The organism is Amycolatopsis magusensis, assembly GCF_017875555.1.
Lineage (GTDB): Bacteria > Actinomycetota > Actinomycetes > Mycobacteriales > Pseudonocardiaceae > Amycolatopsis > Amycolatopsis magusensis.
On record NZ_JAGGMS010000001.1, the window covers coordinates 834,988 to 853,359 of the forward strand.

16 protein-coding genes are annotated in these 18,372 nt (G+C 71.3%); 2 read left to right on the forward strand and 14 right to left on the reverse strand.

The features are described 5' to 3' along the window. Window position 1: 1 nt before the first annotated feature. From JOM49_RS03940 to topA, 4 genes are all read right to left on the reverse strand, one after another. Window positions 2-1,195, reverse strand: a complete 1,194-nt coding sequence (locus JOM49_RS03940) for a DNA polymerase III subunit delta' (protein ID WP_209663004.1) — start codon at window positions 1,193-1,195, stop codon at window positions 2-4. Further along, window positions 1,192-3,246, reverse strand: coding sequence for a bifunctional MFS transporter/dTMP kinase (locus JOM49_RS03945; protein ID WP_282773243.1), 2,055 nt, complete (start codon window positions 3,244-3,246; stop codon window positions 1,192-1,194). The genes JOM49_RS03940 and JOM49_RS03945 overlap by 4 nt, the downstream gene beginning before the upstream one ends. A gap of 111 nt (window positions 3,247-3,357) precedes the next feature. Beyond that, on the reverse strand, window positions 3,358-3,918 hold the full coding sequence (locus JOM49_RS03950; RefSeq protein WP_209663005.1) for a hypothetical protein: 561 nt from the start codon (window positions 3,916-3,918) through the stop codon (window positions 3,358-3,360). A gap of 116 nt (window positions 3,919-4,034) precedes the next feature. After that, the gene (gene topA / locus JOM49_RS03955) at window positions 4,035-6,902 is read right to left on the reverse strand and encodes a type I DNA topoisomerase (protein WP_209663006.1); all 2,868 of its coding nucleotides are present in this window, start codon (window positions 6,900-6,902) and stop codon (window positions 4,035-4,037) included. A 244-nt stretch (window positions 6,903-7,146) separates the two neighbouring features. Here topA and JOM49_RS03960 point away from each other — a divergent pair, with 244 nt between their 5' ends. Continuing rightward, window positions 7,147-7,983: a S1 family peptidase gene (locus JOM49_RS03960; RefSeq protein ID WP_209663007.1), complete on the forward strand. Its 837-nt coding sequence runs from the start codon at window positions 7,147-7,149 to the stop codon at window positions 7,981-7,983. On the opposite strand, the gene JOM49_RS03965 is transcribed toward JOM49_RS03960, so the two are convergent. The 4 genes from JOM49_RS03965 to JOM49_RS03980 form a co-directional block, all read right to left on the reverse strand. Next, window positions 7,973-8,590 carry a hypothetical protein gene (locus JOM49_RS03965; protein ID WP_209663008.1) on the reverse strand — a complete coding sequence of 206 codons (618 nt, stop codon included), beginning with the start codon at window positions 8,588-8,590 and terminating at the stop codon, window positions 7,973-7,975. The genes JOM49_RS03960 and JOM49_RS03965 overlap by 11 nt on opposite strands. A 62-nt stretch (window positions 8,591-8,652) precedes the next feature. Next, window positions 8,653-9,279 carry a hypothetical protein gene (locus tag JOM49_RS03970; protein WP_209663009.1) on the reverse strand — a complete coding sequence of 209 codons (627 nt, stop codon included), beginning with the start codon at window positions 9,277-9,279 and terminating at the stop codon, window positions 8,653-8,655. A gap of 130 nt (window positions 9,280-9,409) precedes the next feature. Further along, window positions 9,410-10,027 carry a hypothetical protein gene (locus tag JOM49_RS03975; protein ID WP_209663010.1) on the reverse strand — a complete coding sequence of 206 codons (618 nt, stop codon included), beginning with the start codon at window positions 10,025-10,027 and terminating at the stop codon, window positions 9,410-9,412. 142 nt (window positions 10,028-10,169) lie between these two features. Continuing rightward, window positions 10,170-12,464, reverse strand: coding sequence for a sodium-translocating pyrophosphatase (locus JOM49_RS03980; RefSeq protein WP_209663011.1), 2,295 nt, complete (start codon window positions 12,462-12,464; stop codon window positions 10,170-10,172). Window positions 12,465-12,711: 247 nt separating this feature from the next. On the opposite strand from JOM49_RS03980, the gene sftH reads away from it, so the two are divergent. Continuing rightward, on the forward strand, window positions 12,712-15,126 hold the full coding sequence (gene sftH / locus JOM49_RS03985) for a DEAD/DEAH box helicase (RefSeq protein WP_209663012.1): 2,415 nt from the start codon (window positions 12,712-12,714) through the stop codon (window positions 15,124-15,126). Here the strand turns inward: sftH and JOM49_RS03990 are convergent. The 6 genes from JOM49_RS03990 to JOM49_RS04015 all read right to left on the reverse strand — a co-directional run bounded on the left by JOM49_RS03990 (window position 15,093) and on the right by JOM49_RS04015 (window position 18,248). Continuing rightward, complete coding sequence (locus JOM49_RS03990; protein ID WP_209663013.1) at window positions 15,093-15,731, reverse strand: bifunctional DNA primase/polymerase; 639 nt, start codon at window positions 15,729-15,731, stop codon at window positions 15,093-15,095. The genes sftH and JOM49_RS03990 overlap by 34 nt on opposite strands. A gap of 379 nt (window positions 15,732-16,110) precedes the next feature. After that, complete coding sequence (locus JOM49_RS03995) at window positions 16,111-16,464, reverse strand: Rv3654c family TadE-like protein (RefSeq protein WP_245369228.1); 354 nt, start codon at window positions 16,462-16,464, stop codon at window positions 16,111-16,113. After that, complete coding sequence (locus tag JOM49_RS04000) at window positions 16,451-16,774, reverse strand: TadE family type IV pilus minor pilin (RefSeq protein WP_209663014.1); 324 nt, start codon at window positions 16,772-16,774, stop codon at window positions 16,451-16,453. The genes JOM49_RS03995 and JOM49_RS04000 overlap by 14 nt, the downstream gene beginning before the upstream one ends. A 20-nt stretch (window positions 16,775-16,794) precedes the next feature. Then, window positions 16,795-16,944: a DUF4244 domain-containing protein gene (locus tag JOM49_RS04005; RefSeq protein ID WP_209663015.1), complete on the reverse strand. Its 150-nt coding sequence runs from the start codon at window positions 16,942-16,944 to the stop codon at window positions 16,795-16,797. 18 nt (window positions 16,945-16,962) lie between these two features. Continuing rightward, window positions 16,963-17,622, reverse strand: a complete 660-nt coding sequence (locus JOM49_RS04010) for a type II secretion system F family protein (RefSeq protein WP_209663016.1) — start codon at window positions 17,620-17,622, stop codon at window positions 16,963-16,965. Next, a complete protein-coding gene (locus tag JOM49_RS04015) occupies window positions 17,619-18,248 on the reverse strand; it encodes a type II secretion system F family protein (protein ID WP_209663017.1) in 630 nt (209 codons plus the stop codon). Before JOM49_RS04015 ends, JOM49_RS04010 begins: the two co-directional genes overlap by 4 nt. Between the last annotated feature and the right edge of the window lie 124 nt (window positions 18,249-18,372).

Here is an 18,372-nt window from a genome sequence, read left to right on the forward strand (position 1 = left end):
GTCAGCCCTGGCGCAGGGTGGTGACCATGGCCTCGATGGCGATGCGCGGCTTCACGTTCCACTCGATCGCCTCGCGGCATTCCAGTACCGCTTCCAGCCGGCGCAGCGTCGATTCCGGTGACCACTGGCGCGCGGCGGCGGTGATGTCGCCGGCCCGGTCGGGGTGCGTCAGCGACGCCCCGGACCGGCTCAGCGTGACCAGCACGTCGCGGTAGAACCCGGCCAGGTCGATCAGCGCCAGGTCGAGCGTGTTGCGCTGGGTCCGCGTCGAGCGCGACTTCTGCTTCTTCTCCAGCGCCTTCACCGCGGCTTCCGCGGCCCGCTTCGCGCCACCGAGCCCCTTGCCGGTCGCGTCGCCGCCCATCGCGGTGCGCAGTTCGGACTTCTCGGACTCGTCGCGGACCTTGCTCTCCTCGGACGCGTCGGCCTCGGCGACCTTGATCAGCCCGTCCGCGCAGGTGAACACGTCCGACGGGGTCCGCAGGCCCAGCGGGATGCGCAACACGGATTCCCGCCGTTCGCGCGCGTTCTCGTCCGTGGCCAGCCGTCGCGCGCGGCCGACGTGCCCGCCGCACACCGAAGCGGCCCACTGCGCGCGCTCCGGCGGCACCCCGTCACGTTCGATCAGCACCTCGGCGATCGCGGCCGCCGACGGCGTGCGCAGGTTCACCAGCCGGCACCGCGACCGGATGGTCACCGAGATGTCCTCCGGGTGGTCCGACGGCGCGCAGAGCACGAACACCGTGCGCTCCGGCGGTTCCTCGACCGCCTTGAGCAGCGCGTTCGCCGCGCCCTCGGTGAGCCGGTCGGCGTCCTCGATGATCACCACCTGCCAGCGCCCGGTGGTCGGGCGCCGCGCGGCGGCCTGCACCAGCGCGCGCATCTCGGCCACCGAGATCGACAGGCCCTCCGGCACGACCAGCTTCACGTCCGCGTGCGTGCCCGCCAAGGCCGTGCGGCAGCCGGGGCACTCCCCGCAGCCGACGCCGATGATGCACTGCAACGCGGCGGCGAAGGTGCGCGCCGACACCGACCGCCCCGACCCGGGCGGGCCGGTGAACAGCCAGGCGTGCGTCATCGCGCCCGCCGCCTTGGTCTCCCCGTCGACCAGTTTCGCGGCGGAAGCCGCCGCCGCGGAGAGCACCTCGACCGCGGGCTCCTGGCCCACCAACTGCGACCAGACGCCGGAAGTCACGCCGTGCCCTCCTCCACCACCACGGGCGCCAGCCCGGCGTACGGCCCCACCAGCACCGCCCGCACGGCCGTCCGCACCCGTTCGCTGACCTCGTCCTCGGTACCTTCGGCGTCGACCACCACGTACCGCTCCGGATCGGCCGAAGCCAGTTCCGTGAGCACGTGCTGCACGCGCCACTGCTGGTCCGTCACGTGCTTCTGGGTGGGTTCCGCGACCACGTCGGGCGCGGCGTCCAGCAGCACCGTCACATCCGGGCGCAGCTGCCCGGTGGCCCAGTCGGCCAGCCCTTCGAACTCCTCCGCGTCCAGCCCGGCCACCGCGGACAGGTGCGCGAGCGGCGAGTCGACGAACCGCTCCATCACCACCACCGATCCGGCGTCCAGCGCGGGTTGCACGTCCCGCTCCACGATGTCCGCGCGGACCGCCGCCGCGGCCAGCGCCTGCGCCCGCGCGCCCGACAGCGACGCCCCGGACAGCAGCGCTTCGAGCCGCTGCTCGTCCAGCGCCGGGTCGGCCGCGAGCACCACCGTGCGCGGCCCGCCGTCGAGCCACTCGGCCAGCTTGGCCGCCTGGCTGGCGGTGTCCGTCGCCGTGGTGCCCTCCACCGCGATCAACAGCCCGTTGACCCGCCGCGGGCGGCGGCGCAGCGCGTTGCGCAGGTCGGACAGGATCGGCTCGCTCCGGCGCGAGTCCATCTGACGATAGGCGATGACCCCGACAAGAGCGGCCAGCAAGCCGCCGCCGAGCATCACCGGGCGCGTGCCGTCGACGATGATCGGGCCACCCCACACCTGGACCTCGCGGGGCTGCACCAGGCCGACCAGCAGCGGCACCAGCGCGATCGAGCCGCCGAGCACCACCTTGAGCATGGACTGGTAGATCGCGTTGATCCGGCCGCGGATGGCGTCGTCGACCTGGGAGCCGATGATCGTCACGCCGGTCAGGAAGGCCGCGCCGGCACAGGCGCCGACCACCGCCACCACGATCATCGACACGGCCAGGTGCGGGGACAGCGCGACCAGGATCAGCGCCAGCCCGGCGAGCACGATGGCGATGCCGAACAGCCGGTCGTGCGGCAGCCGCCGCGCCAGCTTCGGCGCGCCGACCATGCCGGCGATCAGGCCGAGGAAGACCGAGATGAGCAGCAGGCCCCAGGCGCTCTCCCCGCCGAGCAGGCTCAGCGCGTAGGTCTGGGCAGAGCCGACCACGGCACCACCGGCGGCGAACGCGCCCATCATGCCGATCAGCAGGCCGCGCACCAGCGGGGTGGTGCGGATGTAGCCGCCGGCCTCCTTGATCATCTGGAAGAAGCCGGGCTGCTCCTCCGGCGACTGGGGCAGTTCGCTGCGCCGGGGCGGGGTGTGCACGTTCCGCAGCGACAGCTCGGGGATCCGGAAGGCGATGCTCAGGCAGCTGATCAGGTAGAACAGCGCGGCGATGATGATGCCGAGCTTGATCACCCCGTTCGCGCCGAGCAGGTCGTCCGGCAGGTGGAAGGTGGTGCGCACGCCGGTGATCACGGTGAACAGGCCGGCGCCGAAGAGCACCGACACGCCGTAGGTCATCACCAGGCCGAGCTGGTTGGCCGTCTCCACCTGCTCGGGGCGGCGCAGCAGGTTCGGCACGGCCGCGTCCTTCGACGGGATCCACATGCTCGCCGCGCAGTTCAGCAGGAAGATCGCCGCGTAGATCCACCACAGCGTGTCCACCAGCACGATCGACAGCAGCAGCCCGGCGCGGAAGACGTCCGCCACCACCATCACCTTGCGGCGGTCGAACCGGTCCGCGAGCAGCCCGCCCAGGGGCGCGAACAGCAGGCCGGGGATCAGGCTGGTGAAGATGACGCTGCTGAAGGCGAAGTTCTTCGCGACGTACCCGCTGGCCATGTTGCTGGCCAGCGCGGAGACCGCGAGCAGCTGCAGCCAGTCGGCCGTGCTGCAGAAACCGGTGACCCCCCACAGCCGCCGGAAGGGCTTGATCGCGAGCACCCGGCGCGCGCGGTAGATCGTCGACGTGTTCGCCGACGGCTTCGCGTCCGCCTCCGCGGTCACGCCCGTGCCCTCACTGATCGTCCCACCTCGCCCGACGGATACCCCGGCATTCGCGGGTCAGCGTAGCCCGGGTCGGCTGAGAGGCGCGGCAGGAGGGTGCGGGGGAACGGATCAGGTGAAGATCCCGGCGATCCCGCTGACGAGGCTGGAGACCAGCTGGATCGCGATCACCACGAACAGGATCAGCAGCACCACGGCGATCGCCACGCCCGCGGACCCGCGCGAAGCGGGCGTCCGCGGCCGCGGTGCCCTGGGTGCTTTCTGCGCGGCCGACTGCCGGGCACCACGCAGACGCTGCCGGATCAGGTTCTGCGGCCGGGCGGGCCAGGTGCGCTGACGTGGGATCACGCCCATCGGCGCCTGGAGCCCGGTCGCCGGGGTGGGTGGCTCCGGCGCGGGCGGGGCCGCTGGGGTGGCGGCCTCCGTGGCCCCGGCTTCGGGCGAGGTCCGGGGGCCGAACAGGTCCGGCTCGTTCGCCATCGCCGCGCGGACCATCTCCCGGACCGCGTCGGTGTCCGGCTGGATCGGCTGGGCGATCTCCATCCGCTCCACGTCGTCGGCCGCCGACCCGCCATCGGCGGAACCGGCCAGGCCGGTCATCGGGTCGGCGAACGCCGAAGGCGGAGGCGGGGGCTGGGTCCCGTCGCCGTCGTACAGCTTTCCGTCGGCCACCGCACACTCCTCGTGGTCCCTGGCAAGGGTCACCCTCCAGGGTATCCACGATCGAGCGGGCCGAATCCGCCCAATGGGCGAGGTTTTCCGCCCACCGGACCCGGCCCGCCCCGAAGTCAGCTCTTGGACTTGGCCGTCGACTTCGCCTTCGTCGTGGTGCTCTTCGCCGGTGCCTTGCGCTTGGCCGGGGCCTTCTTCTTCGGCGCCGGGCCCTTCGCCCGCTTCTCGGCGAGCAGTTCCGAGGCCCGCTCGGCGGTCAGCGACTCGATGCTGTCCGTCTTGCGCAGCGTCGCATTGTATTCACCGTCGGTGACGTAGGGGCCGAAGCGGCCGTCCTTGACCACCATCGGCTTCTTCGACACCGGGTCGTCGCCCAGCTCCTTGAGCGGCGGCTTCGCGGCGGCCTGCCGTCCCCGGCGCTTCGGCTCCGAGTAGATCTTCAGCGCCTCTTCGAGGGTGATCGAGAACAGCTGGTCCTCGGTCTCCAGCGAGCGCGAGTCGGTGCCCTTCTTCAGGTACGGCCCGTAGCGCCCGTTCTGCGCGGTGATCTCGTCGCCGGACTCCGGGTCCTTGCCGACCACCCTGGGCAGCGACAGCAGCTTGAGCGCGTCCTCCAGGGTCATCGTCTCGATCGACATCGACTTGAACAGCGAACCGGTGCGCGGCTTCGGCTGCTTCGCCTTCGCGGCCTTCTTCTGCGCGGCCGTCGCGTCCTCGGGCAGCGGCTCGGGCTCGGGCAGCACCTCGGTCACGTACGGCCCGAAACGGCCTTCCTTGGCCACGATCTCGTGCCCGCTGACCGGGTCGGTGCCCAGCGAGCGCCCCTCCTGCGGGGTGGAGAACAGCTTCTCCGCGATCTCGGTGGTCAGCTCGTCCGGCGGCAGGTCCTCGGGCAGGTTCGCCCGCTGCGAAGCGCCGTCGACCTCGCGCTCCAGGTACGGCCCGTAGCGGCCGACGCGGACCACCACGGTCCGGCCCTCGTCGTCGTTGAACAGCGGGATCGAGTTGATCTCCCGCGCGTCGATGTCCTCGACGCTGCCCTCGACCAGCTTCTTCAGCCCGCCGAGCCGCCCGATCGAGCCGTCCACGCCCATGTCGCCGCCGAAGTAGAACTTCGACAGCCACTGCGTGCGCTGCTCGTCACCGGCGGCGATGCGGTCGAGCTCGTCCTCCATGCCGGCGGTGAAGTCGTAGTCGACCAGCCGCTCGAAGTGCCGCTCCATCAGGCCGATCACCGCGAAGGCCACCCACGAGGGCACCAGCGCGGAGCCCTTCTTCCAGACGTACCCGCGGTCCTGGATGGTCTTGATGATCGAGGCGTAGGTGGACGGGCGGCCGATGCCGAGCTCTTCGAGCTTGCTGACCAGGCTCGGCTCCGAGTACCGCGCCGGCGGCGAGGTGGTGTGGCCGTCCGGGCTCAGCTCGGTCGCGGTCACCGCCTGGTCCTTGACCAGCTGCGGCAGGCGGCTCTGCTTGTCGTCGGCCTCGCCACCGGTCTCGGTGTCGACCGCCTCGACGTAGGCCTTGAGGAACCCGGCGAAGGTGATCGTGCGGCCCGACGCGGAGAACACGCACTCCTCGCCGGAGGTCGCGTTGCCGGTGATCCGGACCGACATCGTGGTGCCCTTGGCGTCGGCCATCTGCGAGGCGATGGTCCGCTGCCAGATCAGCTCGTACAGCCGGAACTCGTCGGTCTCCAGCTCCCCGGCGACCTGACCGGGGGTGCGGAACACCTCACCGGCCGGGCGGATCGCCTCGTGGGCCTCCTGCGCGTTCTTCACCTTGCGGGTGTACTGGCGCGGCTTGTCGGCCACGTGGTCCTTGCCGTACAGCTGCGCCGCCTGGCTGCGTGCCGCCTGGATCGCCGTCTCCGACAGCGTCGTGGAGTCGGTACGCATGTAGGTGATGTAGCCGTTTTCGTACAGGCGCTGGGCGGTGCGCATGGTGCGCTCCGAGGAGAACCGCAGCTTGCGCCCGGCTTCCTGCTGCAGCGTCGAGGTCATGAAGGGCGCGTAGGGCCGCCGGGTGTACGGCTTCTCCTCCACGCTCGAGACGGCGAACGCCTGGTCGCGCAGGGCCTGCGCCAGCTGGTTCGCGCCGGTCTCGTCGAGGATGCGCACTTCGGAGGCGGACGCCTTGAGCTGCCCGTCCGGACCGAAGTCGCGACCGGCCGCCAGACGGGAGCCGTCGACCGAGAGCAGCCGCGCCGGGAAGGTCTGCGGCGAGGCGTCCGGGCCCGCGTCCATGGTCGCGGAGATGTCCCAGTACGACGCCGAGGTGAAGCGCATCCGCTCGCGTTCGCGCTCGACCACGATCCGGGTCGCCACCGACTGCACGCGGCCCGCCGACAGCTTCGGCATGACCTTCTTCCACAGCACGGGCGAGACCTCGTAGCCGTAGAGCCGGTCCAGGATGCGGCGGGTCTCCTGGGCGTCGACCAGGTCGCCGTCCAGTTCGCGGGTGCTGGCCGCGGCGGCCTGGATGGCCTGCTCGGTGACCTCGTGGAAGACCATGCGCCGCACCGGCACCTTGGGCTTGAGCGTCTCCAGCAGGTGCCAGGCGATGGCCTCGCCCTCGCGGTCGGGGTCCGTGGCGAGGTAGAGCTCGTCGACGTCCTTGAGCAGGCTCTTCAGCTCGGTCACCTTGGACTTCTTGTCCGGGGTGACCACGTAGAGGGCCTTGAAGTCGTTGTCCACGTCCACGCCGAGGCGGGCCCACGACTCGCCCTTGAACTGGGCGGGCACGTCGGCGGCCCCACGCGGGAGGTCACGGATGTGGCCGACCGAGGACTCCACGACGTAGTCGCGGCCGAGGTAGGGCGCGATCTTGCGGGCCTTGGTCGGCGACTCGACGATCACCAGGCGCCGCACGGCGCCGTTGCTCCCGGCGCCGCGGCTCGTCGCCCGGCCGCCCGCGGCGCCATCGCTGCCCGCAGTCTTCTTCGTCCGTGTCGATCCAGCCACGCTGTTCCGCTCTCCGCTCATCCCTCGCCGCCGTCACCGCGACGCCTGTTCGACCCGCCAGTGTGCACGCCACCGCCCGTTCGTGTCCGCACAGGTGGCGCAACACGCCGATTACCGCACGTCCAGCGCATCGGCCGGCGGGCCGTGGACGTTTCCCTTTCCAGAGCTAACACACATCGTCCACCGGAATAACCATCGGCCCCTGGGTAATCGATCGCCTACCCTCTGCGTTGGCACCTGCCGCCCGACCGGAAAGGTATTCCCGATGATCCGACGCCTGCTGGGCGCCACCTTCGCCGCGACAGCCGGATTCGCGCTGGTCAGCGCGCTCCCGGCGGCGGCGAGCACCGCCGTCGACTTCGCCGGCGCGGTCGCGCTGTCGAACTGCTCCGGCTCGGTGGTGAAGACCGCCACCGCGGCCGCGGACGACCCCGCGCTCGTCCTGACCAACGGCCACTGCCTGGAAGAGGGTTTCCCGGACGCCGGTGAGGTACTCGTCGACCAGCCGTCCACGCGCACCTTCTCCCTGCTTTCGGCGGACGGCAGCGGCGCAGTCGGGCAACTGCGGGCCAACCGGTTGGAGTACGCCACCATGACCGGCACCGACGCCGCGCTCTACCGCCTCGACGTCAGTTACACCCAGATAGAGCAGTCGTACGGGATCTCCGCGCTCGAACTGGCCGAGCGGCCCAGCGCCGGTACGCCCATCAGCGTGGTCTCCGGCTACTGGCAGAAGATCTACCGCTGTTCCGTGGACGGATTCGTGCACGAACTGCGCGAAGGCGACTGGACCTGGCGGGACTCGATCCGGTACACGCCGGAGTGCCAGACCATCGGCGGCACCTCGGGTTCGCCGATCGTGGACGCCGGCAGCGGCAAGGTCGTCGGGGTGAACAACACCGGCAACGAGTCGGGCGGGGAGTGCACCATGAACAACCCCTGCGAGGTGGACGAGCAGGGCAACGTGACCGTGCGCCAGGGCATCAACTACGGGCAGCAGACCCACCACATCCCGGCGTGCGTCGGTGAGGGCAGCCGCGTGGACCTGAACCGGCCGGGCTGCGAGCTGCCCAAGCCCGGGTTCTCGCTGCTCAGGCCATAGCGGCCGCGGGGTTCTCGACCGGGGTTTCGATCGCGCCGCCCGGCCACAGCGCTTCGGCGCCGGGCGGCGGATCCCCGATCAGTTCGGTGAGCGTGTCCAGCCGCCGCCTGCCGGTCACCCGCACCGCCGGACCGCCGCCGCGCGGGCCCACCACCGGCCCCGGCACCCCCGCCGCCGCGAGCGCGGCGGTGAGCGGCGCATGCGTTTGCGGGACCTCCGGATCGAACGGGAAGAAGTAGCCACGGGACTCGTTGCGCCCGGCGGCCAGCGCCCACAGCCGGAGCATCCCGCCGTCGAGCCGGAACCCCGGCGGCACCACCTTCTCGTCACCGTCCAGCCAGGCGTTCGCCATCGGCAGCAGGTCGACCTGGAAGGCCGTGCGGACCAGCGGACTCCCGCATTCGGCCCGGGTCAGCGTGACCCGCACGCCACGCCAGGCGAGCTCGGCCGCGAGCAGCCGCGCCCGCCATGGCTGCTCGACGACCACCTGCAGGCGCGCCGCCGTCCGCCCGAAGGCGGTCGGCCTGCCCTGCGCGCAGAGCACCCCGGCGAGGTCGGACAACCGTGGCCCACTCGCTTCCACGGAGAAGAACGAGATCTGCCGCACGCGGGCAGTTTAGAACATTCGTTCGAGTATGGATAGTAACCGCGCCGCTACGACCGCCGGGCTCAGGCCGTCGGCGGCGGCGGGGTGGCGAGGCTGGGCGAGCTGCTCTCGCCGGTCAGGGAACTGCAGGTCGGCGCCTGACGGCTGGCGGTCTGCAGCACGGGCGAAGCGCTGAGGCCGCTGAGCAGGTCGGCTGTCGCGATCTGGTCGAGGGCGTTGCCCGCTTCGCTGATGGCCGCCTGGCCGTCCTTCGTACCCGGCCCGGCGGTGTCCAGCTGGTTCTTGGCGTGCTGCACGCGCTCGCGAATATCGGTGTAGCTGTTCACCGCCGCCTGCTTGACCTCGTCGCCACCCGGCGCGGGCGAGGCAGGCAGGCCGTTGAGGTTCACCAGCGTGCGGTCCAGGCCGCCGACCAGCGTGCCGAGCATTTCGCTGGCCGTGCTCGCGGCGGTCTGCGGGCTGGTCGGATCCACCCGCGGCATCCCGGCCATCGTCTCCAGGAGGCCCACCACCGCACCGCAGTACTGGTTGGTCCAGGTCACCGCTGGATCGCCGTCCGGCGCGGACCGCGGCTGCGCTCCCGGCTCGACCAGCGTTCCGGTCCCGTTCTCGCCGGACGGCTGCCCGCAGGCACCCAGCAGCACACCGACACCCACCACCGCGGCGAAAACACCCATCCGGGGCCGCAACGCCTACACCTCCTGTGACACCGGGGGCAAAGCCGCATCCGACGGTACAGCGCCCAGGGGTGATCGCAACCCATTGGGGGCCCGGTTGGCAAATTTCTGCCCGACCAGACCCCCCCGTGGACGAACTGGGTCAGCCGTTGAGCTTCTGGCAGTTCGGCTGGTCCTTGCCCGCGGCCTCGACCTCGGCCGTGCCCTTCGCCGAGGACATGCCGGTGCTGGCCTTCTGCAGGCCCTGGCCCACGTTCTGCAGGCTGGTCGCCGCCTCCTTCACCGCGTTGGCGTCGCTGGCGGGCGCGGCGTCCAGCTTCTCCTTGGCCGACTTGGCCTCGTCGCGCACCGGCTTGAACAGCTCCAGCACCGAGGCCTTCGCGTCCTCACCGGCCTGCATCGGGGCCGTGCCCAGCTTCTCGAGGTCGTCGACCACCGGGCCGACGCTGCCCTCGATCTTGCCGAGGAAGTCGCCCACCGCGCTGCGCGCGCCCGCGAGGTCGCCGGGCTGCATCTCCGGCGGCTGCAACTGGCCGAGTTCGGCGAGCGGGGACAGCGCCCCGCAGAAGTCGTTCACCCAGGCACCGGTGGCCGCATCGGCCGCGGCGGCGGAAGAGGGAGCGGGCGACGCGGTGGACGGCGCCGGGGTGGGCGCCGCCGTGTTGTTCGCCGCGGGCTGGTCGGCACCGCAGGCGGTGAGGGACAGGGCCAGGCCGAGTCCGGCGGTGGCGATGGCGAGGCGCGAAGCCTTCTGCCTCATCTGTGCTCCTTCGATTCGGGGTGTGCAGACGAGGGCGCTGAGCGTACTCCGATCAGCGCAGCGCGCTGGGCCGCCTCCACCACACGTGGAACGGGCCCGTCCGCACACCGTTGTGCGGACGGGCCCGTCGACTCGGACGCGGTCAGGAAGCCTTGGCGGGCTCCGCGTCGTTCGAGGTGTCGGTGATGGAAGTGCTCCGCCGCTTCGACACCACGATGGCCGCCACGATGATCGCCACCGCGACCAGCGAGATGGCCAGCCGGATGCCCAGCGAAGCGTCCTCGCCGATGGAGAACTGCACGACCGCGGGCGCGATCAGCAGCGACACCAGGTTCATCACCTTGATCAGCGGGTTGATCGCCGGGCCTGCGGTGTCCTTGAACGGGTCACCGACGGTGTCACCGATGACGGTCGCCTCGTGCGCCGGCGAACCCTTGCCGCCGTGGTTCCCGTCCTCGACCAGCTTCTTCGCGTTGTCCCACGCCCCACCGGAGTTGGCCAGGAACACCGCCATCAGCGTGCCGGTGGCGATCGCGCCGCCCAGGTAACCGGCCAGCGCGCCGGTGCCGAGGCCGAAGCCGACGGCGATCGGCGCGAACACCGCGAGCAGACCCGGGGTGGTCAGCTCCCGCAGCGAGTCGCGGGTGACGATGTCGACCACCCGGCCGTACTCGGGGCGGGTGGTGCCCTCCATGATCCCGGGGATGTCGCGGAACTGGCGGCGCACCTCGTAGACCACCGCACCGGCCGCGCGGGAGACCGCGTTGATGGCCAGCCCGGAGAACAGGAACACCACCGCCGCGCCGAGCAGCACGCCGACCAGCGTGTTCGGGCTGACGATGTCGCTGACGAACCACTTCATCGCGTCCGTGCTCGCCCCGGTGACGCCTTCGAGCGCCTGGCGGATCGAGTCCTGGTACGAACCGAACAACGCGGTCGCCGCGAGCACCGCCGTGGCGATCGCGATGCCCTTGGTGATCGCCTTGGTGGTGTTGCCGACCGCGTCCAGCTCGGTGAGGATGCCGGCGGCCTTCTCGTCCACGTCACCGGACATCTCGGCGATGCCCTGCGCGTTGTCCGAAACCGGGCCGAAGGTGTCCATCGCGACGATGACGCCGACGGTGGTCAGCAGGCCGGTGCCGGCCAGCGCGACCGCGAACAACGCGACCGAACCACCCAGCAGGTAGGCGCCGAACACCGCGCCGCCGATCACGATGGCGGTGTAGACGGCCGACTCGAACCCGACCGACAGACCGGACAGGATGACCGTGGCCGCCCCGGTTTCCGAGGTCTGGCCGACGTCCTTGACCGGCTTGTACTCGGTGCCGGTGAAGTAGCCGGTCAGCCACAGGATGACGCCGGCCAGCACGATGCCGATGATCACCGAGAGGGTGGCGATCACCGCGGGGTTGCCGGTGGTGGCGGCGAACTCGGTGCCGAAGTCGGCGAAGGTGCCGGGCAGGAAGACGAACGCGGCGATGGTGGACAGCACCGCGGAGATCACCGCGGAGATGTAGAACGCCTTGTTGATCGTGGTCAGCCCGCTCTCGCCGACCTTCGCCTTGGTGATGTAGACACCGATCACCGCGGTGATCACGCCGATGGCGGGCACGATCAGCGGGAACAGCAGCCCGTCGACACCGAAGGCGACACTGCCCAGGATGAGCGCGGCGACCAGGGTCACCGCGTAGGACTCGAACAGGTCCGCGGCCATCCCGGCGCAGTCACCCACGTTGTCACCGACGTTGTCGGCGATGGTGGCGGCGTTGCGGGGGTCGTCCTCGGGGATGTTCTGCTCCACCTTGCCGACCAGGTCCGCGCCCACGTCGGCGGCCTTGGTGAAGATGCCGCCGCCGACGCGCATGAACATGGCGATCAGCGCGGCGCCGAAGCCGAAACCTTCGAGCACCTTGGGTGCCTGGCCCGCGTACACCAGCACGACGACCGCGGCACCGAACAGGCCGAGACCGACCGTCGCCATGCCGACCGCACCACCGGTGCGGAAGGCGATGCGCATGGCCTTCTCCCTGCCGCCGTCCTCGCGCGACGCGGCCGCGACCCGGAGGTTCGCCTGCGTGGCGAGCCACATGCCGAGATAACCGATCGCGAACGAGAACCCCGCACCGACGAGGAAGAAGATCGAACGCCCGATGCGTTCGTTCAGGTCCTCCGCCGGCAACGCGAACAGCAGCAGGAACACGACCACGCCGAAGATGGCGAGCGTGTTGCGCTGGCGCTTGAGGTAGGCGGCCGCGCCCTCCTGCACCGCCTTGGCGATCTCCTGCATCTTCTCGGTGCCCTGGCCGGCGGCCAGCACCTCCTTGAGCAGGAAATAGCCAACGACCAGTGCGGCAAGGGCGACCACGGCGACCACAGCCACGATGCTGTAGTCACCTCCGGAGAGCACTGGGCCCTCCGCGAGGAACTGCCGGGACATTCGTCCTCCTGGAAATGTCGCCTGTAATCGGCGTGACCAGGCTCGATGGGAGCCGTGTCGACGCCGACATGGGATCTACACCACAAGTGGTGTGGTTCGCCGGAGTGTATTGGTACTGCGAGTGCCGTCGGCAAGGCGTCCCGTCGAGAACACGCTCCGTGAAGGCCGTGACCTTGCTCACTTGACCGTTCTTGTTGCCCCCCAACACACATCGGAAACTGTCGGGGCACTGTGCGAAGCTCCTCGGGTGCGACCAGCGACGAGCCGTGACCGAGGGCGGCACCTGCTGTCCCGGATCACCGCCGGCCTCCCGGAGGCGAAGAACCCGGTCACGCACGTCGCCGAGCTGCCCGCCCGCGCGGCCGGCTACGGCGACTGGCCGTCGTGGGCGCCCGAATCGGTCACCGGCCCGTTCGTCGCGGCGGGGGTCGAGCGGCCGTGGACGCACCAGATCGAGGCGGCCGAGGCGGCGTGGTCCGGGCGGAACGTGGTGATCGCGACCGGCACGGCGTCGGGCAAGTCGCTGGCCTACCAGCTGCCCGTGCTCTCCGCGCTGACCGCCGACGAGAAGGCGTGCGCGCTGTACCTGTCCCCCACCAAGGCGCTGGGCGCCGACCAGCTCCGCACAGTGTCCTCTTTGGACATTCCAGGCGTCCGCGCGGCCTCGTTCGACGGTGACACCCCGATGGTCGAGCGCGACTGGGTCCGCGCGCACGCGCGCTGGGTGTTCACCAACCCGGACATGCTGCACCGCGGCATCCTGTCCGCGCACGGCCGCTGGGCGCGGTTCTTCCGCAAGCTGTCCTACGTGGTCGTCGACGAGTGCCACACCTACCGCGGGGTGTTCGGCTCACACGTCGCGCTGCTGTTGCGGCGCCTGCAACGGGTGGCGCGGCACTACGGCGCCTCCCCGGTTTTCGTGCTCGCCTCCGCGACCACCGCCGAACCGTCGGAGTTCGCCGGACGGCTCACCGGGGTGGACTGCGTGCCGGTCACCGAAGACGCCTCGCCACGCGGTGCCCGCACGGTCGCGTTGTGGGAGCCGCCGCTGCTCGACGAACTGGCTGGTGAGAACGGCGCCCCGGTCCGCCGCTCGGCCGGTGCCGAAGCCTCGCGCATCCTCGCCGAGATGGTCATCGAAGGCGCCCGGTCACTCGCTTTCGTCCGCTCCCGCCGCGGCGCGGAACTGACCTCGCTGGGCGCCCGCCGCATCCTCGCCGAGGTCGACCCGATGCTGCCGGAGAAGGTGGCCGCCTACCGCGCGGGCTATCTGCCGGAAGAGCGCCGGGCACTGGAAAAGGCGCTGCTCAACGGCGATCTGCTCGGCGTGGCCACGACCAACGCGCTGGAGTTGGGCGTCGACATCGCCGGCCTGGACGCCGTGGTGCTGGCCGGCTACCCCGGCACGCTCGCCTCGTTCTGGCAGCAGGCCGGGCGGGCCGGCCGCTCGGGTGACCAGGCACTCGTCGTCTTCGTCGCCCGCGACGACCCGCTGGACACCTACCTCGTGCACCACCCGGCCGCCGTGCTGGAGCGCCCGGTGGAGACAGCCGTGCTCGACCCGGGCAACCCGTACGTGCTGGCCCCGCAGCTGGCCTGCGCAGCTGCCGAACTGCCGCTGACCACCGGCGAACTGGATGCCTTCGGCGGCGACACCGCCCGCGAGGTGCTCGATTCGCTGGTCGCCGATCGCGTGCTCCGCCGCCGGTCGAGCGGCTGGTACTGGACCTCGCGGGACCGCCCGCAGCACCAGGTGGATATCCGCGGTTCCGGCGGCGAACCGATCGCCGTGGTGGAGGGCGACACCGGCCGCCTGCTCGGCACGGTCGACCCGGGCTCGGCGTGCAACACCGTGCACCCCGGCGCGTTGTACCTGCACCAGGGTTCGTCCTACGTGGTCGACGAGCTGGACCTGGAATCCGGCCTGGCGATGGTGCACGCCGAGGAGCCGGAGTGGAGCACCTCGGCCAGGGAAGTCGTGGACATCGCCGTGCTGGAAACGCACGAGCGCCGGGAGTTCGGCGGGGTGACCGTCTGCCTCGGCGAGGTCGCGGTGACCTCGCAGGTGGTCGGCTACCTGCGCCGCCTGCCGTCGGGCGCGGTGCTCGACCAGGTCGCGCTGGACCTGCCGGAACAGGTGCTGCGCACGCGGGCCGTCTGGTACACGATCGATGACGACCTGCTCTCCGGTGGGGACCGGGAAGCCGGGTGCAGGGCACCGGGTCGCGCCGGGGTCGAGTCGGCGCGAATCCCCGGTGCCCTGCACGCCGCCGAGCACGCGGCGATCGGCCTGCTACCGCTGTTCGCTACGTGCGACCGCTGGGACATCGGCGGTGTGTCAACCGCGCTGCACGCTGACACCGGGGAGGCGACGGTGTTCGTGCACGATGGCCATCCCGGGGGTGCGGGATTCGCCGATCGCGGTTTTGCCGCGTTGGTCCCTTGGCTGGCCGCTACGCGGGAGGCGATCGTCTCCTGCGAGTGCCCGGCGGGGTGCCCGTCCTGTGTTCAGTCGCCCAAGTGCGGGAATGGGAACGAACCACTGGACAAGGCGGGGGCGGTGACCGTGCTGGATCTCGTGCTAGGGGCTGTTGGTCATCACGAGGTCCCGCGTGGTCACGGGGTCGATCAGGCCGCCGACGGTTCGGCGACGGCCAGCTGAGTCCGCGCGCCGGCCAGCGCGCGGAAGAGCACGTCGTGCACGACGGCCGCGTCCGGCAGTCGCCAGCCCCAGACCTCGGGCTTGACGCGCCAGTGCACGACACCGTGCTCGAACGGGGTCGGCGGGAGCGGGATCCAGCTGCCCTCGCCGTGGTACCGGACCGACTCGCGGTCGCGCAGCTCGGCGGGGCACCCGGTGGCCGAGGCGGTGGTGAGGAACAGCCACCGGCCGTTCGGCATCGCCACGATCGGCGCCGGCTGGCCGAGCGCGCGCAGCAGACCGGCCGCGCGGCGACCCAGCTGGTCGTCCACCTCGACCGCATCGACCACGGTGCCGGTGGCGACCAGGAGGCTGTACGGCGCCTCGGTCCACCAGGCCGCGACCCGGTGCGGGTGGGCACCGACCTCGTCCTGCCAGTTCTGGTGCACCGGAACCGGGGTCTGCCAGTCGGGGTCGGCCCCGGTCTGGTCAGTCACCGACTCCCCCACCGCCGGGTAGGTGCCCGGCAGCACCGGCCAGCCACGCCCGGCGAGTCCGATGGCTTCGGCGCGCAGTTCGATGCGGAAGGCACCGCGCCAGCAATCCGACCAGTCTGTGTCCAACATTCCTGCCTGCTCTCCTAGCTGCTTGACCGCGTGAGCGGCTCTGCACTCAAATAAACGGCAACTTGCACAAGGCCGGAAGTACCGGCGCGGCAGCCGGTTCGAATCGGACGACGAACGAATCGCCGGGGATCGGCGAACCGAAGATCGGCCGAATCGCGGCCCCGGCGACACCTCCTGTTCACCGGAAGCGGACATTTCCTCGCCGCCACAACGGTTTTCGCCCCTCCGGCACCGAGGCCGAAGCACACAGTGGTACGTGCACGCAACAGAACGTGATACCGCTCACCGCGCCGCGCCGACCGCTGCTCGTGGCTCCGGGTGACCGTTCGCCGTACGCGCGAGCGGTGGGACCGGTCAGCCCTGCCGTTCGTCGCAGATCTCACGACGAGCTGTCGACCGGCCCAGCTCGCGCCCGCCCGGAAGCGGGTGGCAACCGGGCCAGAGGGCCGGGCAGCGCAGCCCGCGTCTCGATCAACGCGTCCCACCGGTCGAGCCGGCATCCGGCCAGCTCCACCCGCATTTCCGCGACCACCGCACCGGCCTTCGCGCAGGCCGCCTCCACCCCTTCGACCGCGGCTCCGGCGGCGGCGAGCGCCGCCAGATCGGCGGCTGCCACCGCCCGCTGCCGGGCGAGGACCACCACGCCGATCCCGTAGAGCGCGGCCACCACCACCGTCAGCACGGCGATCACGGACGCCGCCCAGACGGTGGCCATCCCGTCATCCCGGCGCATGAGCCACCTCCGGCTCGTACACCGCGTAGGCGTGACCGTGCAGCCGCAACCCCGGCAGGAGCTTGGCGCCTGCCACCACCTCGACGGTGAACGCGTCACCCTCCGGCCGCACGGCGTACTCGGCACCGACCGGCCCGATCTCGCGCACCGCCCGCTCAGCCGACTCCGGCTGCCCGCGGGCTACCAGCCGAGCCGCCTCCCGAGCCGCGTCGGCGCAGCGCAGCTGGTCGACCATCGCCACCAGGCCGCCGATGAGCAGGAGGAAGAAGGCCGTCAGCGCACTGATGGAGATGGCCGCCTCGACGCTCACCGCGCCACGATCGCCCGGCCTCACGTCTGCCCCTGCAATGCGCCTTCGAGCAGGTCGGCCAGCAACCCGGCCACCATGTCGCTGGTGGCCAGCGAATAGAGCACCGCGGCGATCGCGACGGCGACCAGCGTGACCATGAGGTATTCGACGGTCGACGAACCGGCGTCCATGGGTTTCCTTTCGTGGGTTCACAGCAGTTGTCCGGCCAGGCCGGCGAGCAGGGGCAGCAGGCCGAGGCAGAGGAACGCGGGCAGGAAGCAGAGCCCGAGCGGCCCGGTGACGAGCACGCCTGCCCGTTGCGCGCGAGCCTCGGTCCGGTCCGCCATGGCCGCGCGGACCCGCTCGGCCATCACCTCGGCGACCCCGGCCAACGCCGCCCCGGATTTCGCGGTGCGACGAGCGGCTCTCGCCAGTTCAGCGGTGTCGGCGCAGGTGCTGGCCGACTTCCAGGCTTCGGCCGGATCCGCGCCCAAGGCGAGCAGTTCGGCTGTCGATCGCAACGTCGCGGCCACCTCGGCAGGCGCTCCCGGCGCGACCGCGCGGATCGCAACCGGCACCGGCAACCCAGCCCTTAGAGCCGCGGCGAGCAGATCCCAGCAAGTCGCAAGGCGACGCGCATCAGCAGCGGACGGCGCCCGCGGACGTCCGGCGGCGAATCGCGCGATCAGCACGACCGCCACCGCCACCGTCATGCCCCACACCCCCGCCAGCACCGACGCGAAGGCGACCGCAGCCAGTTCGGGAAGCAGCCGCGGGTAGCGACGGCGCTCGGCTTCGTGCGGCACCCGGGTTCTGCCCGGCCAAAGCGCGACGGCTCCGGCGAGCAACGCCACCGCGACGGCGGTCATAGCGCCACCCTGGTCAGGCGGGCCGTCCACGCGAGGCCCGCGGCCATCAACGACGTACCGAGCACGAGCGCCACCTGACCGAGGCCGGTGTGGGCGAGCATGTGCAACGGCTGCACGTCGATCGCCTCGCCCATACCGATCCCGAGCAGTGGCACCACGGCGAGAACCAGCACGCTGGTCCTCGGGCCCGACATCGCGGCATGCGTCCGCTTGGCGAACTCCACGCTCGCGTCGAGATCGCGCCGGACGGCACCCAGCACCTTCGCCATCGGCAGCCCGTAGCGCTGGGCCAGCGTCCAGGACCGGGCGAGTTGACCGACGGCCCCTTCGGGCAATCCAGGCACCTCACGTACCGAGGTTTCGCCGACCTGGACCGCGCCGGAGACGGCTCGGACCGCCGCCGCGACCGGAGGTGGCGCGTCCATGGCGGCCGACTCGGCAGCCACGGCGGGATCGGCGCCCGCGTCGAGTTCGGCCGCCATCGTGCGGATGGCCTCGGCCATGCTCGCGGCCGCGGCTATGCGGGCTTTGCTGGTGGCCGCCGATTTCCAGAAGTACCGGCCCGCCGCGGCCAGCACCAGGGCCACGACCGGACCGGCCGGGCCGAGCACGAAGAACGCCGCCAACAACGCGATGGCACCACCTAAGACAGTCGCGAGTAGACGGCCGCGGTCGCCCACTGCCCGGGGCGTTCGCCCTCGGAGTCGGATTCCGGTGGCTCGGCCGGGCCAGGTGAGCAGCGCGGCCGCG

What these genes read in the sequence shown, in the direction of transcription:
- topA (WP_209663006.1), bottom strand. Translation starts at nt 6,902, where the DNA reads ATGAGCGGAGAGCGGAACAGCGTGGCTGGATCGACACGGACGAAGAAG.
- JOM49_RS03975 (WP_209663010.1), bottom strand. Translation starts at nt 10,027, where the DNA reads ATGAGGCAGAAGGCTTCGCGCCTCGCCATCGCCACCGCCGGACTCGGC.
- JOM49_RS03995 (WP_245369228.1), bottom strand. Translation starts at nt 16,464, where the DNA reads ATGCGCCGGGATGACGGGATGGCCACCGTCTGGGCGGCGTCCGTGATC.
- JOM49_RS04010 (WP_209663016.1), bottom strand. Translation starts at nt 17,622, where the DNA reads ATGACCGCCGTCGCGGTGGCGTTGCTCGCCGGAGCCGTCGCGCTTTGG.
- JOM49_RS03990 (WP_209663013.1), bottom strand. Translation starts at nt 15,731, where the DNA reads ATGTTGGACACAGACTGGTCGGATTGCTGGCGCGGTGCCTTCCGCATC.
- JOM49_RS04005 (WP_209663015.1), bottom strand. Translation starts at nt 16,944, where the DNA reads ATGGACGCCGGTTCGTCGACCGTCGAATACCTCATGGTCACGCTGGTC.
- JOM49_RS03960 (WP_209663007.1), top strand. Translation starts at nt 7,147, where the DNA reads ATGATCCGACGCCTGCTGGGCGCCACCTTCGCCGCGACAGCCGGATTC.
- JOM49_RS03980 (WP_209663011.1), bottom strand. Translation starts at nt 12,464, where the DNA reads ATGTCCCGGCAGTTCCTCGCGGAGGGCCCAGTGCTCTCCGGAGGTGAC.